This is a genomic window from Bradyrhizobium sp. USDA 3315 (assembly GCF_054056795.1).
The window spans coordinates 1,635,585-1,657,889 of sequence record NZ_JBSRYP010000001.1 but is presented as its reverse complement, the minus strand read 5'-3'; the positions used below and the strand labels follow the sequence as shown (position 1 = coordinate 1,657,889).

At 59.3% G+C, this 22,305-nt stretch carries 22 protein-coding genes and 2 pseudogenes; 15 read left to right on the top strand and 9 right to left on the bottom strand.

Going from position 1 to position 22,305, the window contains the following annotated elements; genetic code table 11:
• Positions 1-350: 350 nt before the first annotated feature.
• Positions 351-1,031 (bottom strand): protein-L-isoaspartate(D-aspartate) O-methyltransferase, encoded by a 681-nt coding sequence (locus ACVIYL_RS07670; protein ID WP_456778165.1) that lies wholly within the window; start codon positions 1,029-1,031, stop codon positions 351-353.
• Positions 1,032-1,652: 621 nt separating this feature from the next.
• Here ACVIYL_RS07670 and ACVIYL_RS07665 point away from each other — a divergent pair.
• The 5 genes from ACVIYL_RS07665 to ACVIYL_RS07645 all read left to right on the top strand — a co-directional run bounded on the left by ACVIYL_RS07665 (position 1,653) and on the right by ACVIYL_RS07645 (position 4,064).
• Entirely contained in the window at positions 1,653-1,787 is a 135-nt protein-coding gene (locus ACVIYL_RS07665; protein ID WP_456778164.1) for a hypothetical protein, read from the top strand.
• 239 nt (positions 1,788-2,026) lie between these two features.
• Positions 2,027-2,305, top strand: a complete 279-nt coding sequence (locus tag ACVIYL_RS07660; protein ID WP_225649107.1) for a DUF1488 family protein — start codon at positions 2,027-2,029, stop codon at positions 2,303-2,305.
• A 23-nt stretch (positions 2,306-2,328) separates the two neighbouring features.
• Positions 2,329-3,162 (top strand): amidase family protein, encoded by an 834-nt coding sequence (locus ACVIYL_RS07655; RefSeq protein WP_456778163.1) that lies wholly within the window; start codon positions 2,329-2,331, stop codon positions 3,160-3,162.
• A 305-nt stretch (positions 3,163-3,467) separates the two neighbouring features.
• Positions 3,468-3,647, top strand: a complete 180-nt coding sequence (locus ACVIYL_RS07650) for a hypothetical protein (RefSeq protein WP_456778162.1) — start codon at positions 3,468-3,470, stop codon at positions 3,645-3,647.
• 183 nt (positions 3,648-3,830) lie between these two features.
• On the top strand, positions 3,831-4,064 hold the full coding sequence (locus ACVIYL_RS07645) for a hypothetical protein (RefSeq protein ID WP_456778161.1): 234 nt from the start codon (positions 3,831-3,833) through the stop codon (positions 4,062-4,064).
• Positions 4,065-4,144: 80 nt separating this feature from the next.
• Here ACVIYL_RS07645 and ACVIYL_RS07640 read toward each other — a convergent pair whose 3' ends face one another.
• Positions 4,145-4,342: a hypothetical protein gene (locus ACVIYL_RS07640; RefSeq protein WP_456778160.1), complete on the bottom strand. Its 198-nt coding sequence runs from the start codon at positions 4,340-4,342 to the stop codon at positions 4,145-4,147.
• A 1,262-nt stretch (positions 4,343-5,604) separates the two neighbouring features.
• Here ACVIYL_RS07640 and ACVIYL_RS07635 point away from each other — a divergent pair.
• The gene (locus ACVIYL_RS07635) at positions 5,605-6,090 is read left to right on the top strand and encodes a hypothetical protein (protein WP_456778159.1); all 486 of its coding nucleotides are present in this window, start codon (positions 5,605-5,607) and stop codon (positions 6,088-6,090) included.
• A gap of 143 nt (positions 6,091-6,233) precedes the next feature.
• Here ACVIYL_RS07635 and ACVIYL_RS07630 read toward each other — a convergent pair whose 3' ends face one another.
• From ACVIYL_RS07630 to ACVIYL_RS07615, 4 genes are all read right to left on the bottom strand, one after another.
• Positions 6,234-6,623 carry a SecDF P1 head subdomain-containing protein gene (locus tag ACVIYL_RS07630; RefSeq protein WP_456778158.1) on the bottom strand — a complete coding sequence of 130 codons (390 nt, stop codon included), beginning with the start codon at positions 6,621-6,623 and terminating at the stop codon, positions 6,234-6,236.
• Positions 6,624-6,777: 154 nt separating this feature from the next.
• Positions 6,778-7,023, bottom strand: a complete 246-nt coding sequence (locus ACVIYL_RS07625) for a DUF1127 domain-containing protein (protein WP_456778157.1) — start codon at positions 7,021-7,023, stop codon at positions 6,778-6,780.
• A gap of 78 nt (positions 7,024-7,101) precedes the next feature.
• Positions 7,102-7,995 carry a slipin family protein gene (locus ACVIYL_RS07620; RefSeq protein WP_456778156.1) on the bottom strand — a complete coding sequence of 298 codons (894 nt, stop codon included), beginning with the start codon at positions 7,993-7,995 and terminating at the stop codon, positions 7,102-7,104.
• 5 nt (positions 7,996-8,000) lie between these two features.
• A complete protein-coding gene (locus ACVIYL_RS07615) occupies positions 8,001-8,393 on the bottom strand; it encodes a GntR family transcriptional regulator (protein ID WP_456778155.1) in 393 nt (130 codons plus the stop codon).
• Between the two features lie 248 nt (positions 8,394-8,641).
• Between ACVIYL_RS07615 and ACVIYL_RS07610 the strand changes: the two genes are divergently transcribed.
• From ACVIYL_RS07610 to ACVIYL_RS07595, 4 genes and pseudogenes are all read left to right on the top strand, one after another.
• Entirely contained in the window at positions 8,642-9,553 is a 912-nt protein-coding gene (locus ACVIYL_RS07610) for an alpha/beta fold hydrolase (protein ID WP_456778154.1), read from the top strand.
• 145 nt (positions 9,554-9,698) lie between these two features.
• A pseudogene (locus tag ACVIYL_RS07605) lies at positions 9,699-9,878 on the top strand (tyrosine-type recombinase/integrase); the annotation flags it as partial.
• A 423-nt stretch (positions 9,879-10,301) separates the two neighbouring features.
• The gene (locus tag ACVIYL_RS07600) at positions 10,302-11,450 is read left to right on the top strand and encodes a tetratricopeptide repeat protein (RefSeq protein ID WP_456778153.1); all 1,149 of its coding nucleotides are present in this window, start codon (positions 10,302-10,304) and stop codon (positions 11,448-11,450) included.
• 324 nt (positions 11,451-11,774) lie between these two features.
• Complete coding sequence (locus ACVIYL_RS07595; RefSeq protein WP_456778152.1) at positions 11,775-12,755, top strand: catalase family peroxidase; 981 nt, start codon at positions 11,775-11,777, stop codon at positions 12,753-12,755.
• Between the two features lie 178 nt (positions 12,756-12,933).
• Here ACVIYL_RS07595 and ACVIYL_RS07590 read toward each other — a convergent pair whose 3' ends face one another.
• Both ACVIYL_RS07590 and ACVIYL_RS07585 read right to left on the bottom strand, forming a co-directional pair.
• Positions 12,934-13,740: a YiiX/YebB-like N1pC/P60 family cysteine hydrolase gene (locus ACVIYL_RS07590; protein WP_456778151.1), complete on the bottom strand. Its 807-nt coding sequence runs from the start codon at positions 13,738-13,740 to the stop codon at positions 12,934-12,936.
• A gap of 395 nt (positions 13,741-14,135) precedes the next feature.
• A pseudogene (locus ACVIYL_RS07585) lies at positions 14,136-14,768 on the bottom strand (tyrosine-type recombinase/integrase).
• Positions 14,769-14,955: 187 nt separating this feature from the next.
• Here ACVIYL_RS07585 and ACVIYL_RS07580 point away from each other — a divergent pair.
• Together ACVIYL_RS07580 and ACVIYL_RS07575 are read left to right on the top strand one after the other, a co-directional pair.
• Positions 14,956-16,395: an IS1182 family transposase gene (locus ACVIYL_RS07580; protein ID WP_253607763.1), complete on the top strand. Its 1,440-nt coding sequence runs from the start codon at positions 14,956-14,958 to the stop codon at positions 16,393-16,395.
• 1,413 nt (positions 16,396-17,808) lie between these two features.
• On the top strand, positions 17,809-18,852 hold the full coding sequence (locus tag ACVIYL_RS07575; RefSeq protein ID WP_456778150.1) for a 3-keto-5-aminohexanoate cleavage protein: 1,044 nt from the start codon (positions 17,809-17,811) through the stop codon (positions 18,850-18,852).
• Between the two features lie 190 nt (positions 18,853-19,042).
• On the opposite strand, the gene ACVIYL_RS07570 is transcribed toward ACVIYL_RS07575, so the two are convergent.
• Entirely contained in the window at positions 19,043-19,354 is a 312-nt protein-coding gene (locus tag ACVIYL_RS07570) for an NIPSNAP family protein (RefSeq protein ID WP_456778149.1), read from the bottom strand.
• Between the two features lie 182 nt (positions 19,355-19,536).
• Here ACVIYL_RS07570 and ACVIYL_RS07565 point away from each other — a divergent pair, with 182 nt between their 5' ends.
• From ACVIYL_RS07565 to ACVIYL_RS07555, 3 genes are read left to right on the top strand one after another with little or no spacing between them, the layout of a single operon-like run.
• Positions 19,537-20,280, top strand: a complete 744-nt coding sequence (locus ACVIYL_RS07565) for an NADPH-dependent F420 reductase (RefSeq protein ID WP_456778148.1) — start codon at positions 19,537-19,539, stop codon at positions 20,278-20,280.
• On the top strand, positions 20,219-21,364 hold the full coding sequence (locus tag ACVIYL_RS07560) for an NADPH:quinone oxidoreductase family protein (protein WP_456778147.1): 1,146 nt from the start codon (positions 20,219-20,221) through the stop codon (positions 21,362-21,364). The genes ACVIYL_RS07565 and ACVIYL_RS07560 overlap by 62 nt, the downstream gene beginning before the upstream one ends.
• Positions 21,361-22,290 (top strand): 3-keto-5-aminohexanoate cleavage protein, encoded by a 930-nt coding sequence (locus tag ACVIYL_RS07555; protein ID WP_456778146.1) that lies wholly within the window; start codon positions 21,361-21,363, stop codon positions 22,288-22,290. The genes ACVIYL_RS07560 and ACVIYL_RS07555 overlap by 4 nt, the downstream gene beginning before the upstream one ends.
• Positions 22,291-22,305 lie beyond the last annotated feature (15 nt).

The following is a 22,305-nucleotide window of genomic DNA, read 5'->3' as shown; positions in this document are numbered from 1 at the left end:
ATCCTCAAGAGAAAAATGCAGCCCGGAGGGCCTGTTCAGGGAGAAGCGCCGCCGGCGCTTCTCCGAGAAGCCCTCAGACAGCGCTTCGAGAGAGACAACGGAAGCCATCCACCGACGACGCAAACTCGCGCGCAAGAAGGCCATTCGAGACGGACTGATCGCCGCTCCGGCGAGGAAGCCTGCCGCCAGCGACAAGAACGGAACAGGATCGCGCGCCAATGCCGCTAGACCGCGGCAAGGCTAGCGGATGCGAATGTGCGCTCGAAAGCGTCGTGTCGCAGGTCGCGAGGGTGACGGCGCTACTGCTCTCGATCATTGTGACCATGCTCCGTTACGGATGCGCCATCGGGCTATTGCAGGCTAGGTCCAGTCCCCTCGAGTTGAGAGAACCGGACGGTCAGAATCTCTTTCATCGTCATTCTGCCGTTGGCGAGCTTCTCGGCCAGAATGAGCTGCTGCACATTGGGCAGGCCGGCCGGTATCACCATTTTCCCACCCGCTTTCAACTGGTGGATCAGCGGAGGAGGAATGAGATCGGGGGCAGCCGTCACGATCACCTTGTCAAAGGGGGCGTGCTCTGACCAACCGTGATAGCCATTGGCAATCTTGAGTTCGACATTGCTACAGCCCTGCTGTCGGAGCCGTCGCCTCGCCTCTTGGCCGAGCTCTTCGATGATTTCAACGGAGTATACCTTGCGGGCCAGCTGCGCGAGGATGGCTGCCTGATAGCCAAGACCGGTCCCGATTTCGAGAACGCTGTCATCGGCCTTGATGTCGAGCAGATCGGTCATTAGGGCGACGATAAATGGCTGCGAGATCGTCTTTTCGAAGCCGATTGGAAGCGGAATATTGGCATACGCGTAGGGCTGAAGTTCGATTGGCACAAACTCATGCCGCGACACTTTGCGTATGGCCGTCATGACACGGTCGTCAAAGGCACTCTTGCCAATTGTGTCACGCAGCGCAAAGGCGTTGGCGGCGATGACCGCGAGCATGTGTTCCCGCAGGGCCTCAAGGTCTTCTGCTCGCATTGGCAACTTTCACGACGCATGGCGGTACACCCGCGCACGCCTAGCCAGGCTACTGCCCCAACTGGCCACCCGTCACGACCTCCCGCGGGCAATGCGGACGAGGTTCCTCAAGCGGAACTAGGCCGCCAATGGCACGCTGGAGACGCCGCAGGTCCATTGAGGACAGCGGGAGGCCTTCAAACGGGCGGGAAAGATTGTACAATCTCGACAGCTGTCCTTGAAGCGGGACATGCCGAAATCCTCGTGGCGGAGCGGCAGCGGCCGTGCCGTCGGCAGGCGTTTTACCAGCAATCCGGCGCCGTTCCTTTGCTCGCGCTGCTCGTGTCGCCTCCTCCTGCAGCGCGGAACGCTCTGGTGAAGGCCGCGGAGGATCGCAATGAGCTGGTCCTATATCCCGAGATCGAATTCAGGGACGGCTGCGGCGCCTGTGCCCGGGGGATCCACATTGGCTGCACCCATACGGCAATATGTTGCTTGCACGCTTGATCTGATCACGAGGCTCACGGCCCAGATATATGATCTGGACACGCTCACCGTCTGAACCGGATGATAATTTCTGACTACGAATTTGGCCAATTCTGCATCTCAATCTGCGTCATCCTCAAACCCAAGGAGATCGACATGGCCAAAGGTCAACAAAGAAGCAATCGGGAGGCCAAGAAACCCAAAAAGAAGAAAATCAAAGTCATTGCCGCAGCACCAAGCCAAAAGGGTGCGGGACGGCAGCCGACCTTCGTTGAGGGCAAAACGAAATAGAAATGGCCAGCGTCATCTGACGCGTTGTCGGGAGATCGATAGATCCGCGTCCGTCCAGCGGCTGCAGGTGCTGAGTGCGGCACGACAGCTAGATTGGCCACTCCACGTCATAGACGCGCCGCCGCGGATGTCGTCCTGCCTTCAAAGCTCCAATGGCAAGACGCGCGCGTCGCGTAAACGATCGGGCAGTTACAAGCGTCGGGCGGTTGACCTGGACGTGATGGAAGGGAGGAGGTCCAATGGCGCTCACACGTGGTCGATTTCTCGGCTACGAGTTCGACAGGATGGTCATGCTGTTTTCGATGGTTGACGGACAAAGGGAGATACCCTGCGCCATTTCGACCTCCGCCATGGATGATCTGGAAGGTATAGCGCGGTCCAGGCCCAACCAGCGCGAGGCGCAATTCATGAGACTTCGCGATCGGATTGAAGAGCGTGCCGCTCGCAAATTCCTGGCTATGGAGTTCGAAGGCACTCCTCCAGGCATTATCTTGCGCAGTATCGACTTCCAAACTTAGTTCCAAAGGAGCCGGTAGGTCTGATGCACAATCCGGGGCGAGTGCCCGATGCGTCTCAACCACCCTTTGAAAATCGGCCGATCGCCTGGCAGTGGATGGCTGTGCATGGGCCGATGGCGCGCCGCGTTTCCGATGTCAGGCTCGGCTTGACGGCCATGATGGGGGCGCATCCACGAGATCCGCTTGCGGTCGAGCTTCCCCTGGACGGGCCACGGCAAGACCGTTCCCGCGTTGCCATGGTAGCGACTCCGCCTGGTGGCGCCACCGCGCCGGCTGTTGCGACGGCCGTCAGGACGGCGGCCGTCGCGCTTGCTAAGGCCGGGTACGACGTCGACGAGGTGACGCCACCCCAATACGAGGACGTTGTCCGTGTGTGGGGACAACTCCTGATGAGCGACTATGCCAGCTTATGGGATCAGATGGCTCCGCTCATGGGCGAGGACGGCCGGCACTTTTTCGGCAGCATTTTCGGCATCGTGCCCAAGCTGGACCACGCCGCTAACATGTCATTGCTGTTCATGACGCGCGATGGGCTTGCGCGTGAATGGTCACAGTTCATGGCTGAGTACTCGTTGATCTTGTCCCCCACCTGGACGCAGCTCCCGTTTACCCACGGATATGATGTTTCCTCTCCAGAGGCGATCGCACAAACCCTGGAGATGATGAGGCCGGTGGTGCCGGCCAATCTACTCGGGCTTCCGAGCGCCTGCGTGCCGGCAGCGCGCGACCCGCAGACGGGTCTTCCCATCGGAGTGCTGCTGACGGGTCGTCGGTTCCGCGACGATCAGTGCTTGAACGCTGCGGAAGGGGTCGAGCATCTCAATGCCGTGACGACACCGATCGACCCCGCCTGGTGAAGACCTGGTTGCGGGCTCGGCCCTTCCGGCGAGCCCGCTTTGTTCGCCAGCGAGTACCGGTCCGCTCGCAGACTGACACACTACAGAGGTATCCGCTTTGCTCATGGCGACTACCATATCTGCATGCCTACGAAGAGATCAGACAGCGCCGTAGAAATGCCCGCCCCCTATGTAGCGGCACTGGGTCGCGCGAGGCTCGCATCATCCGGTCACGCCGAACGATCCGACACTGGAACCATCCCTTCGCTTGCAGGAGAACCTTCGCATGCTATGTACTAACGCCCTACAATAGCCGGAGAAGATAGATGGCAAAAACAACAAAGAGAAAACGTCGAGAATACACGACGGCTGACGTCAAACTGTTGAAGCAACATTCGAAAGCGCGTACACCCGTTGCCAAGCTCGCCAAGCTGATGAAGCGATCCGAAGGTTCGTTGCGCCAGAAGGCAACGTCACTCGGAATTGGCCTCGGTCATCAGCGCTAAATCGCACCGAGAATGCGAAGGCCGCGGTGCGGATTTGGGATTGGTTTCGAGCTTCTTAACCAAAGTCGGCGATCCACTCGCAAGGTCTTGCCAACCATTCACGCTTTCCGCTCTGGCCGCTAACGGATCGAAAATCGTTCTACTGCTAATTCGCGTCCGGGAACGGAATGGGGAGATCCAAACATGACCGGGTTGGCCGTAATGGAGAACGTGCGCCGCTATCGCGCAATAGCTTCGCTGTGCCGCCAGGCCGCGGCATTCCGGCCGATTCAACGATGCTCATTGCTTACGCAGGCGGAGGAGTGGGAGCGCCGAGCGGTTGCAGAGCTCGAAGGGTATTTCGATGGTTTAGACTTTCCGGCACGAACCATTCGGCCTGCCGGCGGCGCACGATCTGCGGTGCTGCTGGACCTGTGAACATCGTGCCGAACTGGCATGACCTGATCGGACATGCGGTGACATTTGGCAAAGCTGGAAGCCGCAATTGCCGATGAAATTCAGCGCCACATCGCTGGCGCATGCAGAGCGTTGTGACCCGCTGCCTTCAAGTCATCTATCGAGAGCTGTCCGCTTGCGGCGGCTTCGAGGATCTTGGAGGCAACGTGCGCTCTGGCGCCGGTCTCATACACGGAAATATTCTCGCACACTTCCTCAAGCACTGCTCTGAGTAGCGCAGTCGTTTCGGCGTCGAACATGCGTTTCCCTCCAGTTGGAGATAGCTCGAGAACGCCCGCGCGAGCGGAATATGTTCGCTCCGGCGGCGCCCGCCACGCATTCCAGTCTGGGCTCCTGAAATCCCAGCCTAGGGAGATTGCCACTCGTCCACCAAGGTATTGTGACGCACGGAGACCAGACCGAACCGGGCGCCGCAGCCAATTACTTTCCGGTCGTTACGTCTCCCTCGACGGCGGGGACTTGCCGCGCAATTGGGTGCTCAGCAATCCACTTAGCCGCGTCATGCTCGGTAACAAAGCCCTTGATGACTTCCGTTTCACCATCGGGCCATAGGATATCGATGCTCCAGCCAGGTCCGGGGCTTTTGTGAGCCATGAAAGCTGGTCGCTGTTCGTGCATCGTTTGAGTATGCGCTATTGGCGACCCGCTTCAAGCCAGCCGTCCTGCCATAATAACCATCTCGAACTCGACGACAGGCCGGTGAGGAAGCGCGGGGCCCGAGCAATCGAACCCTCGGGCGCAACTCGACCCATTCGACCTGGGGACGGCAATGCCATCCGCCTTGCATTCAGGCTCCCGCAAAGATCGCGAAACGTTACACTCGTCGCCATTGTATTTCTTTCGTTTTGCATTTGGGGTCTCTGTTGTGCTGAGTGAGGAATTCAAAAAGCACCGCGCGCGGACTGTGCGCGCTCTCGCTGAAAGGCCATCGATCCTTTCATTAAAGCGCGCCTCTTTGGTTTAGCCGAACGATACGAACCAGATCGTTTGCCTACGCGCACGACGACGCCCATCGACCTGCAGCTTGTCGGCCACGGCAACGGGCCCGAACGATAAAACTGCCCAACTCGCCGCGCCTATGGAAGAGCCTACCGTGATCGTGCGGGGATCGGCTGACGACTTGTTCATCTGTTGCGGGGAGAGTGTCGGCGCGGGTTGCGTGTCACGCCCGAGCGTAAAGAGCCGCCGCACCGAATCTCAACCCCGGCAGCGGCGGCTTTCGCTGCGCTCCACGGTAGCACCGGCAGACAGCGACCACGCTATAGTGATGGAGTGAGGGGCGGCCACAACCAATCGGCAATCAGACCAACGGAGGACGATTGAGCGATGTCCGTGTATGGCCCCAAGCGGCGGTCGGGGGATTTGCGCTATTCCGCCGCTGTCAGGGTAGAAGCGGACATCTGGGGTGCGGGCCAAAAGCGACGCGAGTGACCCATAGCCGACCCGACGACTTGCAGTTATGACTTTGAAGCGTTCGCGCGACACGAAGGAAGCCCGGCCTATGAATCCGGAAGATCACATTGTCCTTGTCCGCCGCTTGTTGCAGGCGGTCTTCGTTTTCCTGTCCGTATCAAGCGGTACCAGCTCAGCCGTTGCTCTCGATAAAGAAGGACAGGCAGGTGAAAACTGGCGTCCAAAAGACGGCATTTATGGAGCGAGGGCATGCGCGGGGCTAGGAAGGGACGAAGACGAAGAAGTCATTGTCATTGAATTGGCCAAGAAATCCATCGCCGCCTTTGAACAGCAATGCACAATCACTCGATTGACGGACGCTGCTCCGGGCTCGATCAGACTAAACGTTGCTTGTACTGATGTGTTGACAGACAATCCCTTTCCGGAAACTTTCATACTAGAAAATATAGACACCAGGAAAATATTTGTTCGTGAGACTAATGAGAACAAATTCACGCGCCCGGGCCTGCAAATGACTTATTGCCCTGACAAGGATCAAAATCGGTATCTCAATAGCCAGAGAAAACCCGAATAATCGCGGTGTAAGCTCCGCGCTGCCCCGACGGCCGATTTTGGCCCCAAGCAGCGGTCGAGAGATGTCCGCTCTTCCGCCGCTGTCAGGTGATCAGCAGACATCCGGCGAACGGGCCGCAAATGACGCGAGTGACCCATAGTGGACTAATTGGAAGCGGGTGACGACCGGAGCTTAATTTCTCCGTTCGGGGTCTTAGAGATTTGTCGCACGAGGTCGTTAGTCGCTTCGTCTGTCCGGTCACCACCGTCGATGCGAAGATGCGGCCCGTACATCGGCTCTCTCAACATCCCCCGATAAACTACCTGACCGTCAACGAGAAGTTCGATCATTTTACCAACGTTGTCTTGGCTCCATTTATGAAGCGGCTCACGGGAAGCTTTCGGGAAGGCTAAATCCACGACTGGTTTTCCTGTTCGCTTTTCATGTGTTGCTTCGGCGCTGCTGAGCACGAGCGCGAGTTCATCCGCCATGCACCCTGAAATCCACAGCAGGCTGGCCAGAGCAAACAGAAGGGATCGGCCCTTGAACGACATTTGCTCGGCTCCAGGCCCCACCAAATGAAACTCTGCTTCGTTATAGACGAAGAGCGCCGACTTCGCCTATTGACCCTCAGCAGAAGTCAGCACGAGAAATGATGAGTAGGAGCGTTTCAACGCCTGACATCCTCTGGCGCCGAATATCCGACAATCATCGAACGGTAGATGGGACGCCTCGCGGATCGATGGCGCGGTTCGAGGTGACGTAGTCGATTTCGCCGCGCGTAATGCCGATGTCCTGAAGCTCCCGATCATCCAGGCCGCACAAATCGGTGCGGAGTCTCTCGCATTTGCGCAATTCTCGAAACTGTACCCAACATCTCTTGAAGAGGCTAAACGTCTGCCGCGTCGATCCGGTTGTCTGTGCGAAACCCGTTCTGATGAACGTCGTGCTCATTGCAGCACCTCCTAGACGAACTTATTTACCTCACTTTTTCGGGACCCTCCACGGCAAGCGCGATCCTTGCCACTACAATTAAGCCGGAAGCGGACGCGCGGCGGCAACGATACCCATCGCACCACCGGGGTTCATGGCGTCAACCATTGCCGTCGGAATGAGAATTGTGGCACCGCGCTCCTTGGTCGTTTCATAAATGATATTCATGGCGCGCAGCTGCATAGCAGCTGGAGTACGAGCATAGATGTCCGCCGCTTCTACGAACTTGAGCGCTATCTCCTGCTCGGCCTGGCCGAGCAAAACACGCGCGAGTCGCTCGCGCTCGGCTTGCGCCTGCCGGCTCATCGCGTCTTGCAATGCAGGCGGCACACCAATGTCCCTGATTTCAACTGAAAGTACCGCCACGCCCCAATCTGCGGTCTTGCGACCGATTTCTTCACGCAAAAGCTCATCGCCCTGCTTGCGCTCGGACAACAGGTTCGACAGCAAGGACGACCCGACCATTTCCCGAAGTGAGGTTTGTGCGACCTGCGTAATCGCCTGTCGATAGTTCGTGATTTCGAGCGCGGCTCGCTGCGGATCGTGGATTTGCCAGAATATCACCGCGTCGATATTCACCGGCACGGTATCTTTGCTGAGTGCCTTTTCCGCGTTGATCTCCGTGGTCTGGATACGTTGATCGAGCCAGGACGCCACCGTATCGATAAACGGCACAATCACGAACAGGCCGGGCCCGCGAATGGCGGACAGTTTTCCCAACCGGAGAACGATCGCGCGCTCCCACTGATCAGCAACCTTGATCGCTTGAGGGATCAGGATCGCGACGATGACCAGAATTGCAGCAAGGACATAGCCGCCGCGCGAGGCGGTGTCGTAAGCGAACCAACCGGTCGCGACGGCAAGTGCGAGGGCGACAGCGGCAAGTGTGATGGCGAGTTGGTTGGCACCTTTTGCACCAAGATAGCTGTTCATGACGACTATTCCTTTTGCTTTGTGAGGGCCCTTATTCGATCCGCCAGGGCAGTCGGGTCGACGCCCGCTGCGACGGCCGTGGCGAGGGTCTGTTTCGCAAGAGCGTCGATCTGCGATGCCTGCGCGCGCGCTCCCATTGGCGGCGGAGGCTGGGCTACGAAGCTGCCGCGACCCCTGACCAGCGTGATCGCGCCCATCCGCTCCAGTTCGTCGTAAGCGTGCCGGACCGTGTTGAGGTCGATTTTCAAAGCCACGGCCACTTCGCGCATGGTTGGCATCTGGTCGCCGCTCGCCAGCACGCCCGCGCCAAGGCTTCGTAGGATCTGTTCTCGCAACTGGACGTAGATGGGAACGCCCGAATTATCGAGACGAAGTGATTTAAGTAGGTGTGTATGCATTGACTAGTACACTATACATACGGTACTATGCTGTCAATGTTTAACACGTCCCCGCGGGGTGGTCATAGACGGGTGGCCGTCTAGTCTTTGGAGAACTGCAACGCGGCGAAGGAGGTCCATGGGACTGGACGCCACGGTATTGTGGCGCACGATTCTCTTGGCCCTGTTGAGACATGCTGAGCGTGCCCGAGAATGGTGAAGCGGAAGTGCTTTGATCCATAGGAGGCAACCACTACGAGGAGGCCGCAATGTCGATTAGCAGAGCTATTGGCTATTCTCTTTTTGCTCTGATTTCTTCTTCGACCCTTAGCGCCACGACCACCAAGGCAGATGAAATCAAGCGGATATCCGTCAACGGCTATGAGTTTGCCTATATCGAGCAGGGTCAAGGTGAGCCGCTGGTCTTTGTTCACGGTGGCTTGCAGGACTATCGAATGTGGAGTGAACAGCTTCCGAAATTTGCGGCCCATTATCGTGCGATAGCGTACAGCCGCCGGAACAACTATCCGAACGTCGTGAGCCCCGAAGGATCGCCAGATAGCGCAGCGCCGGATGTGCACGGTGAGGATCTCGCTGCCTTCGCGCGCGCCCTCGGTTTCTCCAAGATCAGGGTCGTAGCGCATTCGTCAGGCGCATACGCGGCGCTTTTCTTTGCAGCCACACACCCAGATATGGTCGTTAGTCTCGCGCTCAATGAGCCGCCCGCCTGGGGCATGCTAAACGGTGTGCCAAACAGCGCGGACGCTTTGAAGGAGTTCGTTGGACAGATGGCGCCTGCCAGAGAGGCTCTCAAAGTCGGCGATGTGCAGCGTGGCATTCCAATGATCGTTGATGCCATCGGCGGTCCGGGAGCCTACGAGCGCCGGTCAGACGCTGACAAGAAGATGAACCTGGACAACGTTGCGTCGTTTCAGGCGGATGCGACCACGAAACGGCCACGACCGGTTTTCACTTGCGACATGGCCAAGAAGATTACGGCACCCACGTTCTTGTCAAATGGCGAACGAAGCCATCCTGTGTTTCATCGGGTCATAGATCAATTGGAAATTTGCTTGCCCAATCGCGAGCGAGTTGAAATCGCTGCGAGCTCACATACCGTTCCATGGGAGAACCCCGACGCCTACGATCAGGCTGTCCTTGCCTTCATGAAGAAGCATTAGCGGCACATTTGCCGAGGCTGACCTAAACGAGGAAGCGATGCGACTGGTTCGGCATCTTCGCGATATCGTCGCATCTACTGTGGCTTTCGTCAGCGTCTTGGCTGGTGCAGTATCACCGGATCTAGTAGCCGATGATTGGCCGGCCCCTCACCTGTTCGGAACGCATTCTCTTCGTCGCACCAAGGCGACGCTCATCTATCGCCGTACCGGCAATTTGCGAGCCGTACAGCTCCTGCTGGGGCATACAAAGATCGAGAGCACGGTCCGCTACCTCGGAATTGAGGTCGATGACGCACTCGCAATAGCAGAACAGGTGGACGTCTGAACCCACGGGCAGAGCGGACACGCTCTGCCCGTCCTTTACAAGCGGCTTCGGGCCAAAATCTGAATTGCCGCTTCCCACACGACAGCTGACCTAATCTTCGCTGGCCACGATGGCAGCCAAGAGCCAAAGCGCTGTCATCGAGTTGCTGGACCCGCTAAAGACGACCTCATCAATGCCGTTTGGAATGGGCGGAGCGTCTCGGATGCAGCACTGACGACACGGCTGAATGTCGCCCGAAGCGCGATCGGCGATTCCGGGGAGGAACAGCGCCTGATCAAGACACTGCCGCGCAAGGGCTTCCGTTTCGTCGGACAGGTGCGGGAGGCGCGAGAAGTTGCGGGCTCGAATTCCAGCGAAGTTGCACCCGAGGGCGCCCTTGCAGTTCCCGACAAGCCCTCCATCGCTGTGCTGCCGTTCGAGAATATGAGCGGCGATCCCGAGCAGGAGTATTTCGCCGACGGGATGGTAGAAGAGATCACCACTGCGCTCTCGCGGTTCAAATGGCTGTTCGTGATCGCTCGCAATTCGAGCTTCACGTTCAAAGGAAAAGCCGTAGATATCAAGGAAGTCGGGCGCAGGCTTGGCGTGCGCCATATCCTTGAGGGGGCTGTCCGCAAGGCGGCGGGTAAAGTTCGGATCACCGCGCAGTTGATTGATGCCGTAACAGGCGCGCACATTTGGGCGGACCGGTTCGAGCGTGACCTAACCGACGTTTTCGCTCTACAGGACGAAGTCACGGTCGCCGTTGTCTCAGCCATTCGGCCAAAGTTGCTTCAAGCTGAACTTGAAATGGCGACGCGGCGGCGACCTGAGAACCTCACCGCGTATGATTTTTATCTCCGAGCTAGGCAGCAGTCTTACCTAACGACCCGCGAAGGGTTGGCCGAGGCGATCAGGCTGGCTCATCGCGCCTTGGAGCTGGACCCTTGGTTCGGCTTGGTCGCTGCCCTCGCAGGTAACTGTCACATGCTCAACGTCCTTTTGGGCTATGCTGCCGATCCTCAATTCGACCGCAAGGAAGCAGTTCGGCTTGGTCACTTGGCATTGAGCCGCGACGATAGTGATCCACACACGTTAGCACTGGCTTGCGTAACCTCGGCGTTCATCGTCGGCGATTGCGAAAGTGCGATCGAAATGGCTGACCGGGCGGTTGCGCTCAACCCCAATTCATATACCGCATGGCAAGACAGAGGTTGGGTCTACAAAGTTGCGGGGCTGCCGCAGGAGGCGGTCCGGAGCTTTGAACGCGCTATTCGCATGAGCCCGCTAGACCCGGGGCTACACCAGACGTTTGCTGGGATGGGAATGGCCTTGATCGAGCTTCGTCGCTTTGGCGAGGCAATCGTCACAGGGAAGAAAGCCCAACGGCAAAACCCCTCTTATCCGTCAGCTTACCGCTGTCTCGCGTCTGCTTTCGCCCATCTCGGACGTGACGCTGAGGGGCGCGAGGCTGCGGCGAGTCTGCTTGAGATCGATCCCGCCTTTACAATATCTGGGTGGATTGCCCGGGGCGGGCAATCAAACTCGAAGCTGTTGATCGAGGGTCTCCGGAAAGCAGGGCTGCTGGAATGAGCCCGCGCTCGCCCGCGCCGACGAACGTGATCGGATGACCGCTTCTGGTCCATCAGCGAAGTGGCGACACCTCTCATTCAGATCCGGTTAGTGGGGGATAGCCGACTAGATTTGCTCACACTGAGTTCTTCGCATTTTGACCCTCAGCAGTCGATTCGCTTGCTCAGGCGAACATTAGTTCTTGATGACGATCTAGCCCGCCTGAACAGCGACCGGGATCGGCAAAGAACTGCGCTCGTGCTGACTGACTCATCCCGAGACTGAATTCGCACGTAGCCGGCCTCTTGGTGCTATACTCCGCTGCGCCTTCACAAGGAGGCCCCCATGACAAACTACAAAGTCGTTGCTGCGCTGGTTGGTTTCGGTTTGGCCGCGCCCGTCGTTGCGCTGGCCCAGGACCAGCCCCTCGCGGAACAGCTCGTCAATGCAATGAACAAGGTATTTGGGGTGCATCCCGGATTCCGGGCCAATCACGCCAAAGGCATTGTTGTCGAGGGTAGTTTCAAACCATCTCCGGGAGCCGCAGGGCTAAGCCGAGCGGCCCTATTCAGCGGCGGCACGATCCCGGTGACTGTGCGCTTCTCGGACTCTACGGGAATACCGAACCTGCCGGATGGGTCCGAAAACGCCAATCCGCACGGCATGGCAGTGAAGTTCCATCTGCCGGACAGCAGCGACACCGATATTGCGATCAATTCCTTCAAGTTCTTCCCGGTATCTACGGGCGAAGAGTTTCGCGACCTGCTCTTGGCGCTCGCGGACAGCCCGCCGAATGCTACCAAGCCGACGAAATTCGAACAGTTCGCGGCGAGCCATCCCTCGGTTCCTGCCGCTTTCAGCACCGTAGCCACGCCAGACAGCTTCGTCGACGAAGAATACTACGGCATTGATGCGTTCGTTTTCGTCAACAAAGCGGGTGAGAGGCAGGCAGTCCGGTATCAGATGCTGCCTGAGAACGTCGTTCATCTCGATAAATCTGACGCGGCGAAACGGACAACGGACTTCTTGATGGAAGAGTTGCCAGAACGTCTGAAGCGGGGGCCGGTGACGTTTCACTTCAAGGCACAACTCGCTGCGGCGGACGATTCCACGAAAGATCCGACAAAGCCCTGGCCCGAGAATCGTAAGGTGGTCGAGCTTGGGGTGCTGACGATCGACAGGGCAGCGGAGAACAGTGTCGAGCTCCAGAAAAGATTGCTATTTCTACCGGGGCAGCTCACCGATGGAATCGAGCAGTCCGACGATCCGCTGATCGACATCCGCAACGCTGCATATGCTGTCTCGTTCTCGCGGCGCAATCCCTGACCGAGTCCGGAAGTGGGCCCCAAGCCGAACAGCGATCAAGCCATTGTCATGTCGGCTGTCAGCGGTAAACCGGATGCCGGGCCGCGCTTGCCTCGACCGCCGCTTGTGATCTTAAACGGACGTCAGCACAACTGGTTTCGCATTCAATAGTCTGGCCTCACGTCACCGGAAATTCCGACTATACCACTGCCGCGATCGCGCGTTCTCTCTCCCGCGCAGGTGTGGCTTGGTCGGCGTGAGCCTGGAGAAGATCGGCCCACTGCATCTCTTTATAGTTGAAGCTGCGCGCTAGCGTGGGCTTCACCACCATGAAGTAGGGCGATATATCGAAGTCGCGTGGCGCGTAGAGTGAGGAGTGACGGATCGCGGCGACTTCGCGCCGCGGGGACTGATTCTCGATGTGCGTGATCTTGGGCAGGACCGGGTAACGCACGGCCTCGAATGCCTGCGCAATCAGCGACGAACAGATGATGCGGCTCGCATCGCCAGAACCGAGCGCGATGGTTCGGCGACGCCAACGCCGCGTCAGCGGACATGGGAATAGATAGCGCATGAGGTCGATGATGTTCTTGAAATCGTATCCGAGACCAATGCGTTCGAATGCGTAGCGGCAGACCTGTTCGCAGTCCGCTTCGCTCAGGCCAACTGGCCGGCAGATGCGGGTTTGACAATGCAAATACTTCGACAGAGGCGCCGACACGACGCCTTCGTCGACATTGGCTTCAATCAGGACGTGGGGCTCGCCGCCGGTTGTGGCGCCCGCTATCGGCCCGACGTACAGCGCCGAATGCGACCAGGTCGATTGAGTGAGATATTTGATGCCGCCGGAAATACGACCTTTGCCTTCGACCAGCAGGACGTCACCGGGTCGAAGCGTGTCGCGTAAGGCCTTCGCCGCATCATCCGAGATGAGCGGCTCACAGTGATTGACCGGCTTCTGCAGCCGGGCAATCAAACGTTCGACGTTGTCGAACATCCAGCCCATCACTCGTTCCTTGCTTTTTGGGCGCTTTCCCGTATGGCAGTTCCAGACGATTGTCTCGTCGTTATCCAAGCGTAGTCAGGAAAGATGGACCGCGCCATTGCACGGAGGTCGATCTGTGCACTGCATTTGTCTGAGACGACCATACCTAAGTTTACAATTGACCACCCGGGCGCTTCCCAGTGATGGGAATGTCGCACCTCGCCCGGCAGCTACCTGGTGGTATCGGTCCAGCAGCAGGGTGACACTGCTCTTCACCGGGTGCGCTTGCGAGCTCGCGAAGCGACAAATCAAGACACACGGCGCGTCTACCGGCTTTGCATTTGGGGCTGATTTCGGGTTTTGGCCCGGAGCCGTCTGTGAGGGCAGGGCAGAGCGCGTCTGCTCTGCCCCCGAAGTCAGACATCAACTTGTTCTGCTATCGCGAGTGCGTCGTCGACCTCGATGCCGAGATATCGGACGGTGCTCTCGATCTTGGTGTGCCCCAGAAGGAGTTGCACGGCTCGCAAGTTGCCGGTTCAGCGGTAGATCAAGGTCGCCTTGGTCCGGCGAAGGGAATGCGTCTCGAACAGGTGCGGGTCCGGTCCGATGTTAGCGATCCAGTGGGATAGGAGGCGGGCATACTGGCGGGTCGTCATGTGTCCAGTCCGCCGCCGGCCAGTGAACAGGTATTCGCCTGACTTCTTGGCGGTCACCCGCAGGTAGTCATCGATTGCCTGACGCGTCGATTCCGTTAGTTCAAATTTGACTGGTCGGCCGGTCTTCTTCTGTCGGACGGTCGCGCGGTCGGCCGCATATCCGCCCGGCGCAACGTCATCAACTTTCAAGGCTACGAGGTCGCAGCCGCGCAGCTTGCTGTCAATGGCGACGTTGAACAGCGTCAGATCGCGCATCCGGCCTTCGACCTGGAGTTTGCTTCGGATTGACCAGACGTGCTTCGGACGGAGCGGCGGCTTCGCGCCGACGATCTTTCCCTTATTCCACGGAGCGTGTTTCGAGACAGCAGGGATAGCGCTCAGAATATCGGTCATGTTGACCTCCTCAACTCGTGAGGCTGGTCATTTTCAGCTCGAACTCCTTCCAATCCGGCGTCCGCTTTCAGACGATTGGAGCCGTACTTGCGTCCAAATCCAGCGATGAGGGGACCGATTTTGACCCTGGCTGTGTGAAAACGCTGGGCTGCTGTTATGATTCTCCTGTGATTCTTTGGGGGAATCGATGAGGCGCTTCGTTGAAGAGGCGGATCGTGGACAGCGGTCGCTGTTGCCCGAATGCCTCGATGACTTCATTGACGAGAGCAACCCTGTTCGCGTGATCGACGTATTTGTCGATGCGCTCGGTTTGGCTGAGATGGGCTTTGAGGGTGTGGAGCCGGCGGCCACCGGTCGGCCGTCGTACCATCCCTCGGTGCTCCTGAAGCTTTACATTTACGGTTATCTGAACCGGGTACAGTCGAGCCGGCGGCTGGAACGAGAGGCCGGGCGCAACGTCGAGGTGATGTGGCTGCTGGGTCGGCTCGCTCCCGATCACAAGACGATTGCGGACTTCCGCAAGGACAACGGCCTGGCGCTGCGCAGGGTATGTGCGCGCTTCGTCGAACTCTGCCGAGAGATGGGTCTGCTGGCGACGGCGAGCGTCGCCATCGATGGCAGCAAGTTCAAGGCCGTGAACAACCGGGACAGGAACTTCACGCGCGCGAAGATGGAGCGACGGCGTGCTCAGTTGGAGGAGAGCGTCGCGCGCTATCTGAGCCAACTTGACACGGCCGACCGCCAGGAGCCGACCGAGGCCCTGGCCACGAAGGTGACGAGGCTTACCGAGAAGCTGACGAAACTGAAGGAGGAAATGGGCAAGCTTGCCGTCTACGAGAAGCAGATGCTTGCGTCACCCGACCAGCAAATCTCCCTGACCGACCCCGACAGCCGCTCGATGGCGACGAGCGGGCGCGGCTCTGGTGTTGTCGGCTACAACGTACAGGTCGCCGTAGACACCGAACACCATCTGATTGTGACGCACGAGGTGACGAACAGCGGCTCGGATCGGGCACAACTTGCCAATATGGCCAAGCGGGCGAAGGCTGTTCTGAAGACTGAGACGCTCGAAGCTGTAGCCGATCGCGGCTACTTCAACAGCCCAGAGATCCTTGCGTGCCACGAAGCGGGCATCACGGTAACTCTGCCCAAACCGCTAACGTCCGGCGCTAAGGCAGACGGACGCTTCGGTAAACAGGACTTTGCCTATTTGCCAGAGGAGGACGTCTATCGCTGCCCGGCCGGGGAGCGGCTATCATATCGCTATACGAATGAAGAAGACAGCAAGGTGCTGCGGCGCTACTGGACCACGGCCTGTCAAAGCTGTTCGCTCAAGACCCAATGCACGCCTGGGTCAGAACGGCGGATTACGCGATGGGAGCATGAGCATCTGCTCGAGGCTGTGCAGCAGCGCCTTGATGCAAGCCCGCACGCCATGCGTCAGCGCCGCGAAACTGTCGAGCATCCGTTCGGCACCATGAAGGCCCGCATGGGAGCGACACACTTCCTCACCAAAACGCTTCCGAAAGTGGCGGCCGAAATGGCGCTCTCCGTCCTGGCCTACAATCTGACACGGGTCATGAACATCGTCGGGATCAAGCCGCTGATGGCTGCGATCGCGGCATGACACCAATCCAGTCCCGACTGCCTCGGGACTGGCGTTTTTACACGACCAAGACCCTGAGCGGACGTGGCGGGTAGCCTTGTGATGAAATGGCGCACCCGACACGATTCGAACGTGTGGCCTTCGCCTTCGGAGGGCAAGCGTCCAGGCTGAACGGGCTCGATGACTGCATCGGGGCCGTTGTCAGGAAATCAAAGACGCGGTATTGCGGGACCGACTGGCCCCGGTGGGCCTCTTCATTCTGAACCGCACTCTAACCCATTGATCTTTCTGGGCCGGAAATTTCGCGCAAAATTCAGAACGGGTGTTGAACTTGCTCGACATCCCGCCTGATTTTGATTCCGCCATTCTGGGTTCGCTCGAGTGGCACGTTGGTGTTAAAAATCCAAGACCTTGTGGTCGCTCCAACTGTTCGTTTGGAAGCCAGGCATTTCCAAAGGTGCTGCTAGTCAGGCGACCCGAGACCTAGCATTCCGAGGGATGCAAAGCCGTGCGATTTCATGCGTCCGCAAATGAGCAGCTCGGTCGGAGTGCGTGCGCAGTGGTAGGCGACGAAAGGCCCCTAGCACTCTTGCTTTCTGTCCCACGTGATAAGGGAGTCTGCGACGAACGAAAAGTGGACGTATCTGGTGCGGTTTCTGGTGCGGTCGTCGCGCCAGGGGCAACACGGAGCCGGTAAGACGTTGATCTCATTGGTGGGCCCGGCGGGACTCGAACCTGCAACCAGACCGTTATGAGCGGCGGACTGCCGACTAGCTTCGCTGATTTTCCTACAGTTTCGTTCGAGCTCGATCGCGTTTGTGGCGTTTCGTTCGCGCTGTTTCTGGTGCGAAACTGGTGCGGCGGAGGCTCAGCGTTCAGACTCTTAATATCAGCGGGTCCCAGGTTCGAGCCCTGGTGCGCCCACCAAGTGTCTTCAAGGACTCAGCCTCGCGCACAGCTTGAGACGACCGAACTAAAACGGTTTTTCAAACGGTGCTTGCTTTGAGAGTAGATCAAACGTCTCTCGACAATGTGACTGAGGAACAGCCGACCGTCTCCGCGTTTGTAGCTGGTCCTCCGTTCGACCTGTGCGTCGTGTGAGATGATCTCGGCAGGAGAATCGTCGAGGCGCACTCACTAGCCAGCGAATGTTCAACTCGGGGACGAATCGCTCTCCCGCTACCCCGTCGCAGAGGGAAGCCGGCAGGCCGTCGAAGCAAGTGTTCCAAGAATCCATGTTTGTCGACTACTTTGCTACCGCAGCTGCGGCTCACCGCAGCGTCAATAACACCGCCCCGACCTGCAGCTTCAATTTTTCCTCGGCCGCGCCGGAGGACCGACCTCGTTTTCACCATCTGAAAAGCGGAGGTCTTAGGCCTTCGGCCTGGGTTGCAGTGCCGGCATATTTTCCGCAGTCAACCGAAGGAAAGCAGAATGTCGATCACGAACAACCGAGTGAATTGGGAACAGGTCAACAAGTGGCTGGGGCGAACGGGGTTGCAGATGACCTGGCAGCCGTATGGTTTGCCGGACATCATGGATCCCTACAGCTCGCGATTTTCCGATGTCGAGCCGATGCCGCGCTGGGCCGTGCCGCCGAAGGTGGCCATCTCGGCGGCCATCACCGGCGCGTTTCATTCGAAGAAGGTCAATCCGAACCAGCCCACCACCATCGAAGAAATCAGGAAATCGGCAGAGGAGTGCATCCTTGCCGGTGCGCCGGTGGTCCATATCCACGTGCGGGACGAAAAGGGATTCAATGTCCTCGATCAGCGGCTGTTCGAGGAGGTGATCCTGCCGCTGCGCAAGGCCTATCCGAAGGTTTCGGTGGACGCGTGCCTCGTCGCCGTGAACCAGGAGGAGAGCGAGGAGATGCATCGCGTCCTGAAATCGGGGCTGCTCGACGCGGTCCCGATCAATGCGACCTCGGTCATGCTCGGCGACAACATGTTCGTCAAATCGCCGCACGGCATGATCGAGAAGACCCGGCTGACGCTTGCGGCCGGGATGATCCCGCAAATCGGCGTCTATACGGACGGTGATGTCGATAATGCGCGACGCTTCCTGATCGACACCGGATTGCTCGAGCCGCCGACCTTCTGGGGCGTGCTGCCTGCGTTGCCGGGCTGCAGCCCGATGTATGATACCGAGAGCATGATCGACGGCCTGCTGCGCACGGTGCGGTTGATCAAGCGGGTCGATCCGACCGCCGCCATCATGGTGTGCGCGGCCGGCCGCGCCAGCACTTACGTCGCGGTACTGGCAATGCTGATGGGCCTGCATGTCCGGGTCGGCATGGAAGACACCATCTGGAAGTGGCCGCACAAGGACGACGTCATCGAGAGCAACGCCAAGCAGTTCGAGATGGTCGCGGGCGTTGCGCAGGCGTTGGGACGGGAGATCATGTCGCCCGATGAGTATCGTCAGCTGATCGGCCTCAACCAGTTGCCGACGACCAAGTCCGTCGTGCGCGTCTGAGCAGGAAGACGAAGGCCACTGTCGCGTAGCGCGACAGTGGCCTTCTCATTGACTGTTGTCCTGTTGGATTCCGCCTCCAGCAGGCTGCTCCTGCGAGGCGGTTTGGAGAGACGGCGAGCGCGTGTGTGCTCGCCGTCTCATTCGCGATCGGCCGCGTCGCCGGAGGGCAACGCGAAGCGCCTGCGCGGCCCTACTTGAGCGGTGAGAAGCTGCTCGGCTGCAAAATCCAGTTTTCCTGCTTCTGCATGAGCGGCGTGAGGCGCTTTGCGGCCTCCAGGAATCTGGGATCCGCGGTGAGCGCCTTGCGCCGCGCCGACCGGTCGGCGAAATCGGCGTAGGCCCGCATGCTGACGACTTGGTTCAGCGTGCCGACCTCGTTGGTGAAGTATCCGATCAACGGCGTGAGGTGCTCGTCGATGACAAGATTGAACGCCTCGATCTCCTGCAGGTAATAGCTTAGTTGACCGGGTTGAATTGTATAGATGCGCATTTCGACGATCACGCGATATCCTCCTCTTGATCGTGACGGTGCTATCCGCGGGATAGCTTCGACCTGACACTTGCCAGTTGTCGCCGGTGTCCGCGAGCACATCTCCTGTCGGATTCTCACGGCGTGAGAACGCGCGCATTTTCCTTATGCCAATCCTCACCAGCCTTGCCATCAACAGGGCAGCACGCAGTTGAATGGATGTCGCGCTGGCGACGACGAAGACGAGAGGTCACGTGATGAGGATCGGTATTGTTGGGCCAGGAAGGATGGGCGTTGCACTTGGCAAGTTCTGGGCGCTCGCAGGGCATGAAGTCATCCTGGCAGGCGCTCGCGATCCGGAGCGATCGCGCGCCGCCGCTCGCTGGATCGGAAACAGCGCGTGCGCCGTGGCATCCTCCGAGATCGCCGGTCTCTGCGACGTCTTGCTCGTGACGGTGCCGTGGTGGGGCATCACCGACGTGCTGCGGAGTGTGGGCGATCTCAGCGGCAAGCTCGTGATCGACGCCATAAACCCGTATGCTCCCGGATATGTCGGGCGGGACACCGGTCTTGCGGCATCGACCTCGGTTGCCGAGACGATGGCGGGTTGGCTGCCGAAGGCGCGGATCGTCAAGGCGTTCAGCACAATTCCCGACATCGCGCTGACACAGGAGCTGCGCCGGCGCGGCATTGCCGAGGTGCCGGGCCTGCGGCAGCCGGATGGCAATACGCTGCCGGAGACCGCACCGGGTTCCGGTGAATGGCCCTGTCTGATTGCCGGCGATGACAATGAGGCCATCGCGATTGTCGAGAGGCTGGCGCAAGACATCGGCTTCATCCCGGTTCGTGCCGGCGGCTTGAAGCGCGCGCTCATCTTCGAGCTCGGTGGTCCCTTATATGGACTACGGCTCCGGGCAGATGCATTGCGCGAGCAGCTCAAGCTCGCAGAGCCGTATTGACCATCGAGGCGCATCATCGCGGCCCGCTCGCCCGGCGCAACCCCGTTGCAGGGCTCGCATCGCAAGTCACCAAGGAAATTTCCGCATGAAAGCGATCGTGTGCAAGGAATTCGGGCCCATCGCTGGCCTCGCGTTCGAGAAGGTGGAGCGTCCGGTCGTGGGCGCAACGCAGGTGCGCATTGCCATTCATGTCGCCAGTCTCGGCTTCATGGATATCCTGATGGCGCGTGGACTGTATCAACTGAAGCCACAGCTTCCGTATACGCCGGGCTCCTGCGGCGCCGGCGAGATCATCGAGGTCGGACGCGAGGTCACGGGCCTGAAGGTCGGAGATCGCGTCTCCTTCCTCAACTATTACGGCGCCTACGCCGAGGAAATCGTCACCGAGGCCACGACGGTGATACGCGTGCCGGCGACAATGGATCTCGAGCAGGCCGCGACCTATCGCCTGACTTACAGTCCCGCCTGGTACGCGCTCGTGGAGCGGGCACATCTGCAGGCCGGCGAGACGCTGGTCGTCACCGGCGCGGCCGGCGGTGTCGGCATGGCCGCGATATGCCTCGGCAAATTGCTGGGCGCGCGGGTAATTGCGGCCGTTGGAAGCGAAGCCAAGGTGGGGGCGGTTCGCGGCAACGGCGCTGATGAGGTCATCAACTACGGGGTCGAGAATTTCAGGGATCGGGTCAAGGAATTGACCGGAGGCAGAGGTGCCGACGTCATCCTCGACGTCGTCGGCGGCGACATCTTCGATCAGAGTGTCCGCTGCATCAACATGTGGGGCCGAATTCTTGTGATGGGCTTCGCAAGCGGGCGGATCCCGGTGCTGCCGACGAACCTGCCGCTGCTGAAGAATGCGTCGATTGTCGGGGTCTTCTATGGCGGTTGGGGCATGGGCAAGGATCACGACGGTATACGCCGCCTGAACGCAAAACTCCTTGAGCTCGCTGCCAGCGGCCAGATCACCGCGCATGTGTCACACCGCTTTCCCTTGAGCGACACGATCAGCGCCATGCACACCCTGCTCGGGCGAGAAGCGATCGGGAAAATCATACTGACGGCGCGCTCGACTGGAGCTGCAACGTGACTGAAGCCAACGCTATCATCACGTGCGCGGTGACGGGTGCGATCCATACGCCGACGATGTCGCAGTACCTGCCGATCACACCGGAACAGATCATCGAGGAGGCGGTGCAGGCCGCCGAAGCGGGCGCCGCGATCATTCATTTGCATGCGCGCGATCCTGAGGTCGGCAAGCCTCTGCAGACGCCGGAGGCGTTTGCGCGGATATTGCCGGAACTCAGGCGGCGCACGAACGCGGTGTTGAACCTGACGACCGGCGGCAGCCCGTACATGAAGGTTGCGGAGCGCGTCAAGCCGGCTGCGAGCTTCAAGCCTGAGCTGGCGTCTCTCAATATGGGATCGATGAATTTCGGGCTCTTTCAGCTCGCCGACCGCTACAAGGACTTCAAGCATGCCTGGGAGCGCGATCATTTCGAGAACACGCGCAACCTGGTGTTTCAGAACACCTTCGGCGACATCGAATACATCCTGGAAACCTGTCGCGACAACGAAACGCGCTTCGAGTTCGAGTGCTACGACATCGGCCATCTCTACAACCTAGCGCATTTTCTCGACCGCCGGCTGGTGACGCCGCCACTGTTCGTGCAGTCGGTGTTCGGTCTGCTCGGCGGCATTGGCCCGCATCAGGAGGATGTCCTTCACATGCGGCGCACAGCCGACCGGTTGTTCGGGGCGGACTATCGGTGGTCCGTGCTGGGCGCGGGGCGTCACCAGATGAACATCGCCGCAATGTCGGCGGCGATGGGGGAAAATCTGCGGGTTGGCTTGGAAGACTCGCTCTGGATCGGGCGCGGCCAACTCGCGGAATCGAGCGCGGAGCAGGTCAGGCGGGCGCGCAAGATCGTCGAGGGGCTGGGGCGGCGTGTTGCGACGCCCGATGACGCGCGCCGGATTCTTCAGCTCAAGGGAGCTGAGAAGGTCGGCTTCTGATCGGCGATCGGCGGC

Bases quoted from the DNA above. Each gene is read 5' to 3' on its own strand.
- ACVIYL_RS07670 (WP_456778165.1), bottom strand. From the start codon at position 1,031: ATGCGAGCAGAAGACCTTGAGGCCCTGCGGGAACACATGCTCGCGGTC.
- ACVIYL_RS07665 (WP_456778164.1), top strand. From the start codon at position 1,653: ATGGCCAAAGGTCAACAAAGAAGCAATCGGGAGGCCAAGAAACCCAAA.
- ACVIYL_RS07660 (WP_225649107.1), top strand. From the start codon at position 2,027: ATGGCGCTCACACGTGGTCGATTTCTCGGCTACGAGTTCGACAGGATG.
- ACVIYL_RS07655 (WP_456778163.1), top strand. From the start codon at position 2,329: ATGCACAATCCGGGGCGAGTGCCCGATGCGTCTCAACCACCCTTTGAA.
- ACVIYL_RS07650 (WP_456778162.1), top strand. From the start codon at position 3,468: ATGGCAAAAACAACAAAGAGAAAACGTCGAGAATACACGACGGCTGAC.
- ACVIYL_RS07645 (WP_456778161.1), top strand. From the start codon at position 3,831: ATGACCGGGTTGGCCGTAATGGAGAACGTGCGCCGCTATCGCGCAATA.
- ACVIYL_RS07640 (WP_456778160.1), bottom strand. From the start codon at position 4,342: ATGTTCGACGCCGAAACGACTGCGCTACTCAGAGCAGTGCTTGAGGAA.
- ACVIYL_RS07635 (WP_456778159.1), top strand. From the start codon at position 5,605: ATGAATCCGGAAGATCACATTGTCCTTGTCCGCCGCTTGTTGCAGGCG.
- ACVIYL_RS07630 (WP_456778158.1), bottom strand. From the start codon at position 6,623: ATGTCGTTCAAGGGCCGATCCCTTCTGTTTGCTCTGGCCAGCCTGCTG.
- ACVIYL_RS07625 (WP_456778157.1), bottom strand. From the start codon at position 7,023: ATGAGCACGACGTTCATCAGAACGGGTTTCGCACAGACAACCGGATCG.
- ACVIYL_RS07620 (WP_456778156.1), bottom strand. From the start codon at position 7,995: ATGAACAGCTATCTTGGTGCAAAAGGTGCCAACCAACTCGCCATCACA.
- ACVIYL_RS07615 (WP_456778155.1), bottom strand. From the start codon at position 8,393: ATGCATACACACCTACTTAAATCACTTCGTCTCGATAATTCGGGCGTT.
- ACVIYL_RS07610 (WP_456778154.1), top strand. From the start codon at position 8,642: ATGTCGATTAGCAGAGCTATTGGCTATTCTCTTTTTGCTCTGATTTCT.
- ACVIYL_RS07600 (WP_456778153.1), top strand. From the start codon at position 10,302: ATGAGCGGCGATCCCGAGCAGGAGTATTTCGCCGACGGGATGGTAGAA.
- ACVIYL_RS07595 (WP_456778152.1), top strand. From the start codon at position 11,775: ATGACAAACTACAAAGTCGTTGCTGCGCTGGTTGGTTTCGGTTTGGCC.
- ACVIYL_RS07590 (WP_456778151.1), bottom strand. From the start codon at position 13,740: ATGGGCTGGATGTTCGACAACGTCGAACGTTTGATTGCCCGGCTGCAG.
- ACVIYL_RS07580 (WP_253607763.1), top strand. From the start codon at position 14,956: ATGAGGCGCTTCGTTGAAGAGGCGGATCGTGGACAGCGGTCGCTGTTG.
- ACVIYL_RS07575 (WP_456778150.1), top strand. From the start codon at position 17,809: ATGTCGATCACGAACAACCGAGTGAATTGGGAACAGGTCAACAAGTGG.
- ACVIYL_RS07565 (WP_456778148.1), top strand. From the start codon at position 19,537: ATGGATGTCGCGCTGGCGACGACGAAGACGAGAGGTCACGTGATGAGG.
- ACVIYL_RS07560 (WP_456778147.1), top strand. From the start codon at position 20,219: ATGGACTACGGCTCCGGGCAGATGCATTGCGCGAGCAGCTCAAGCTCG.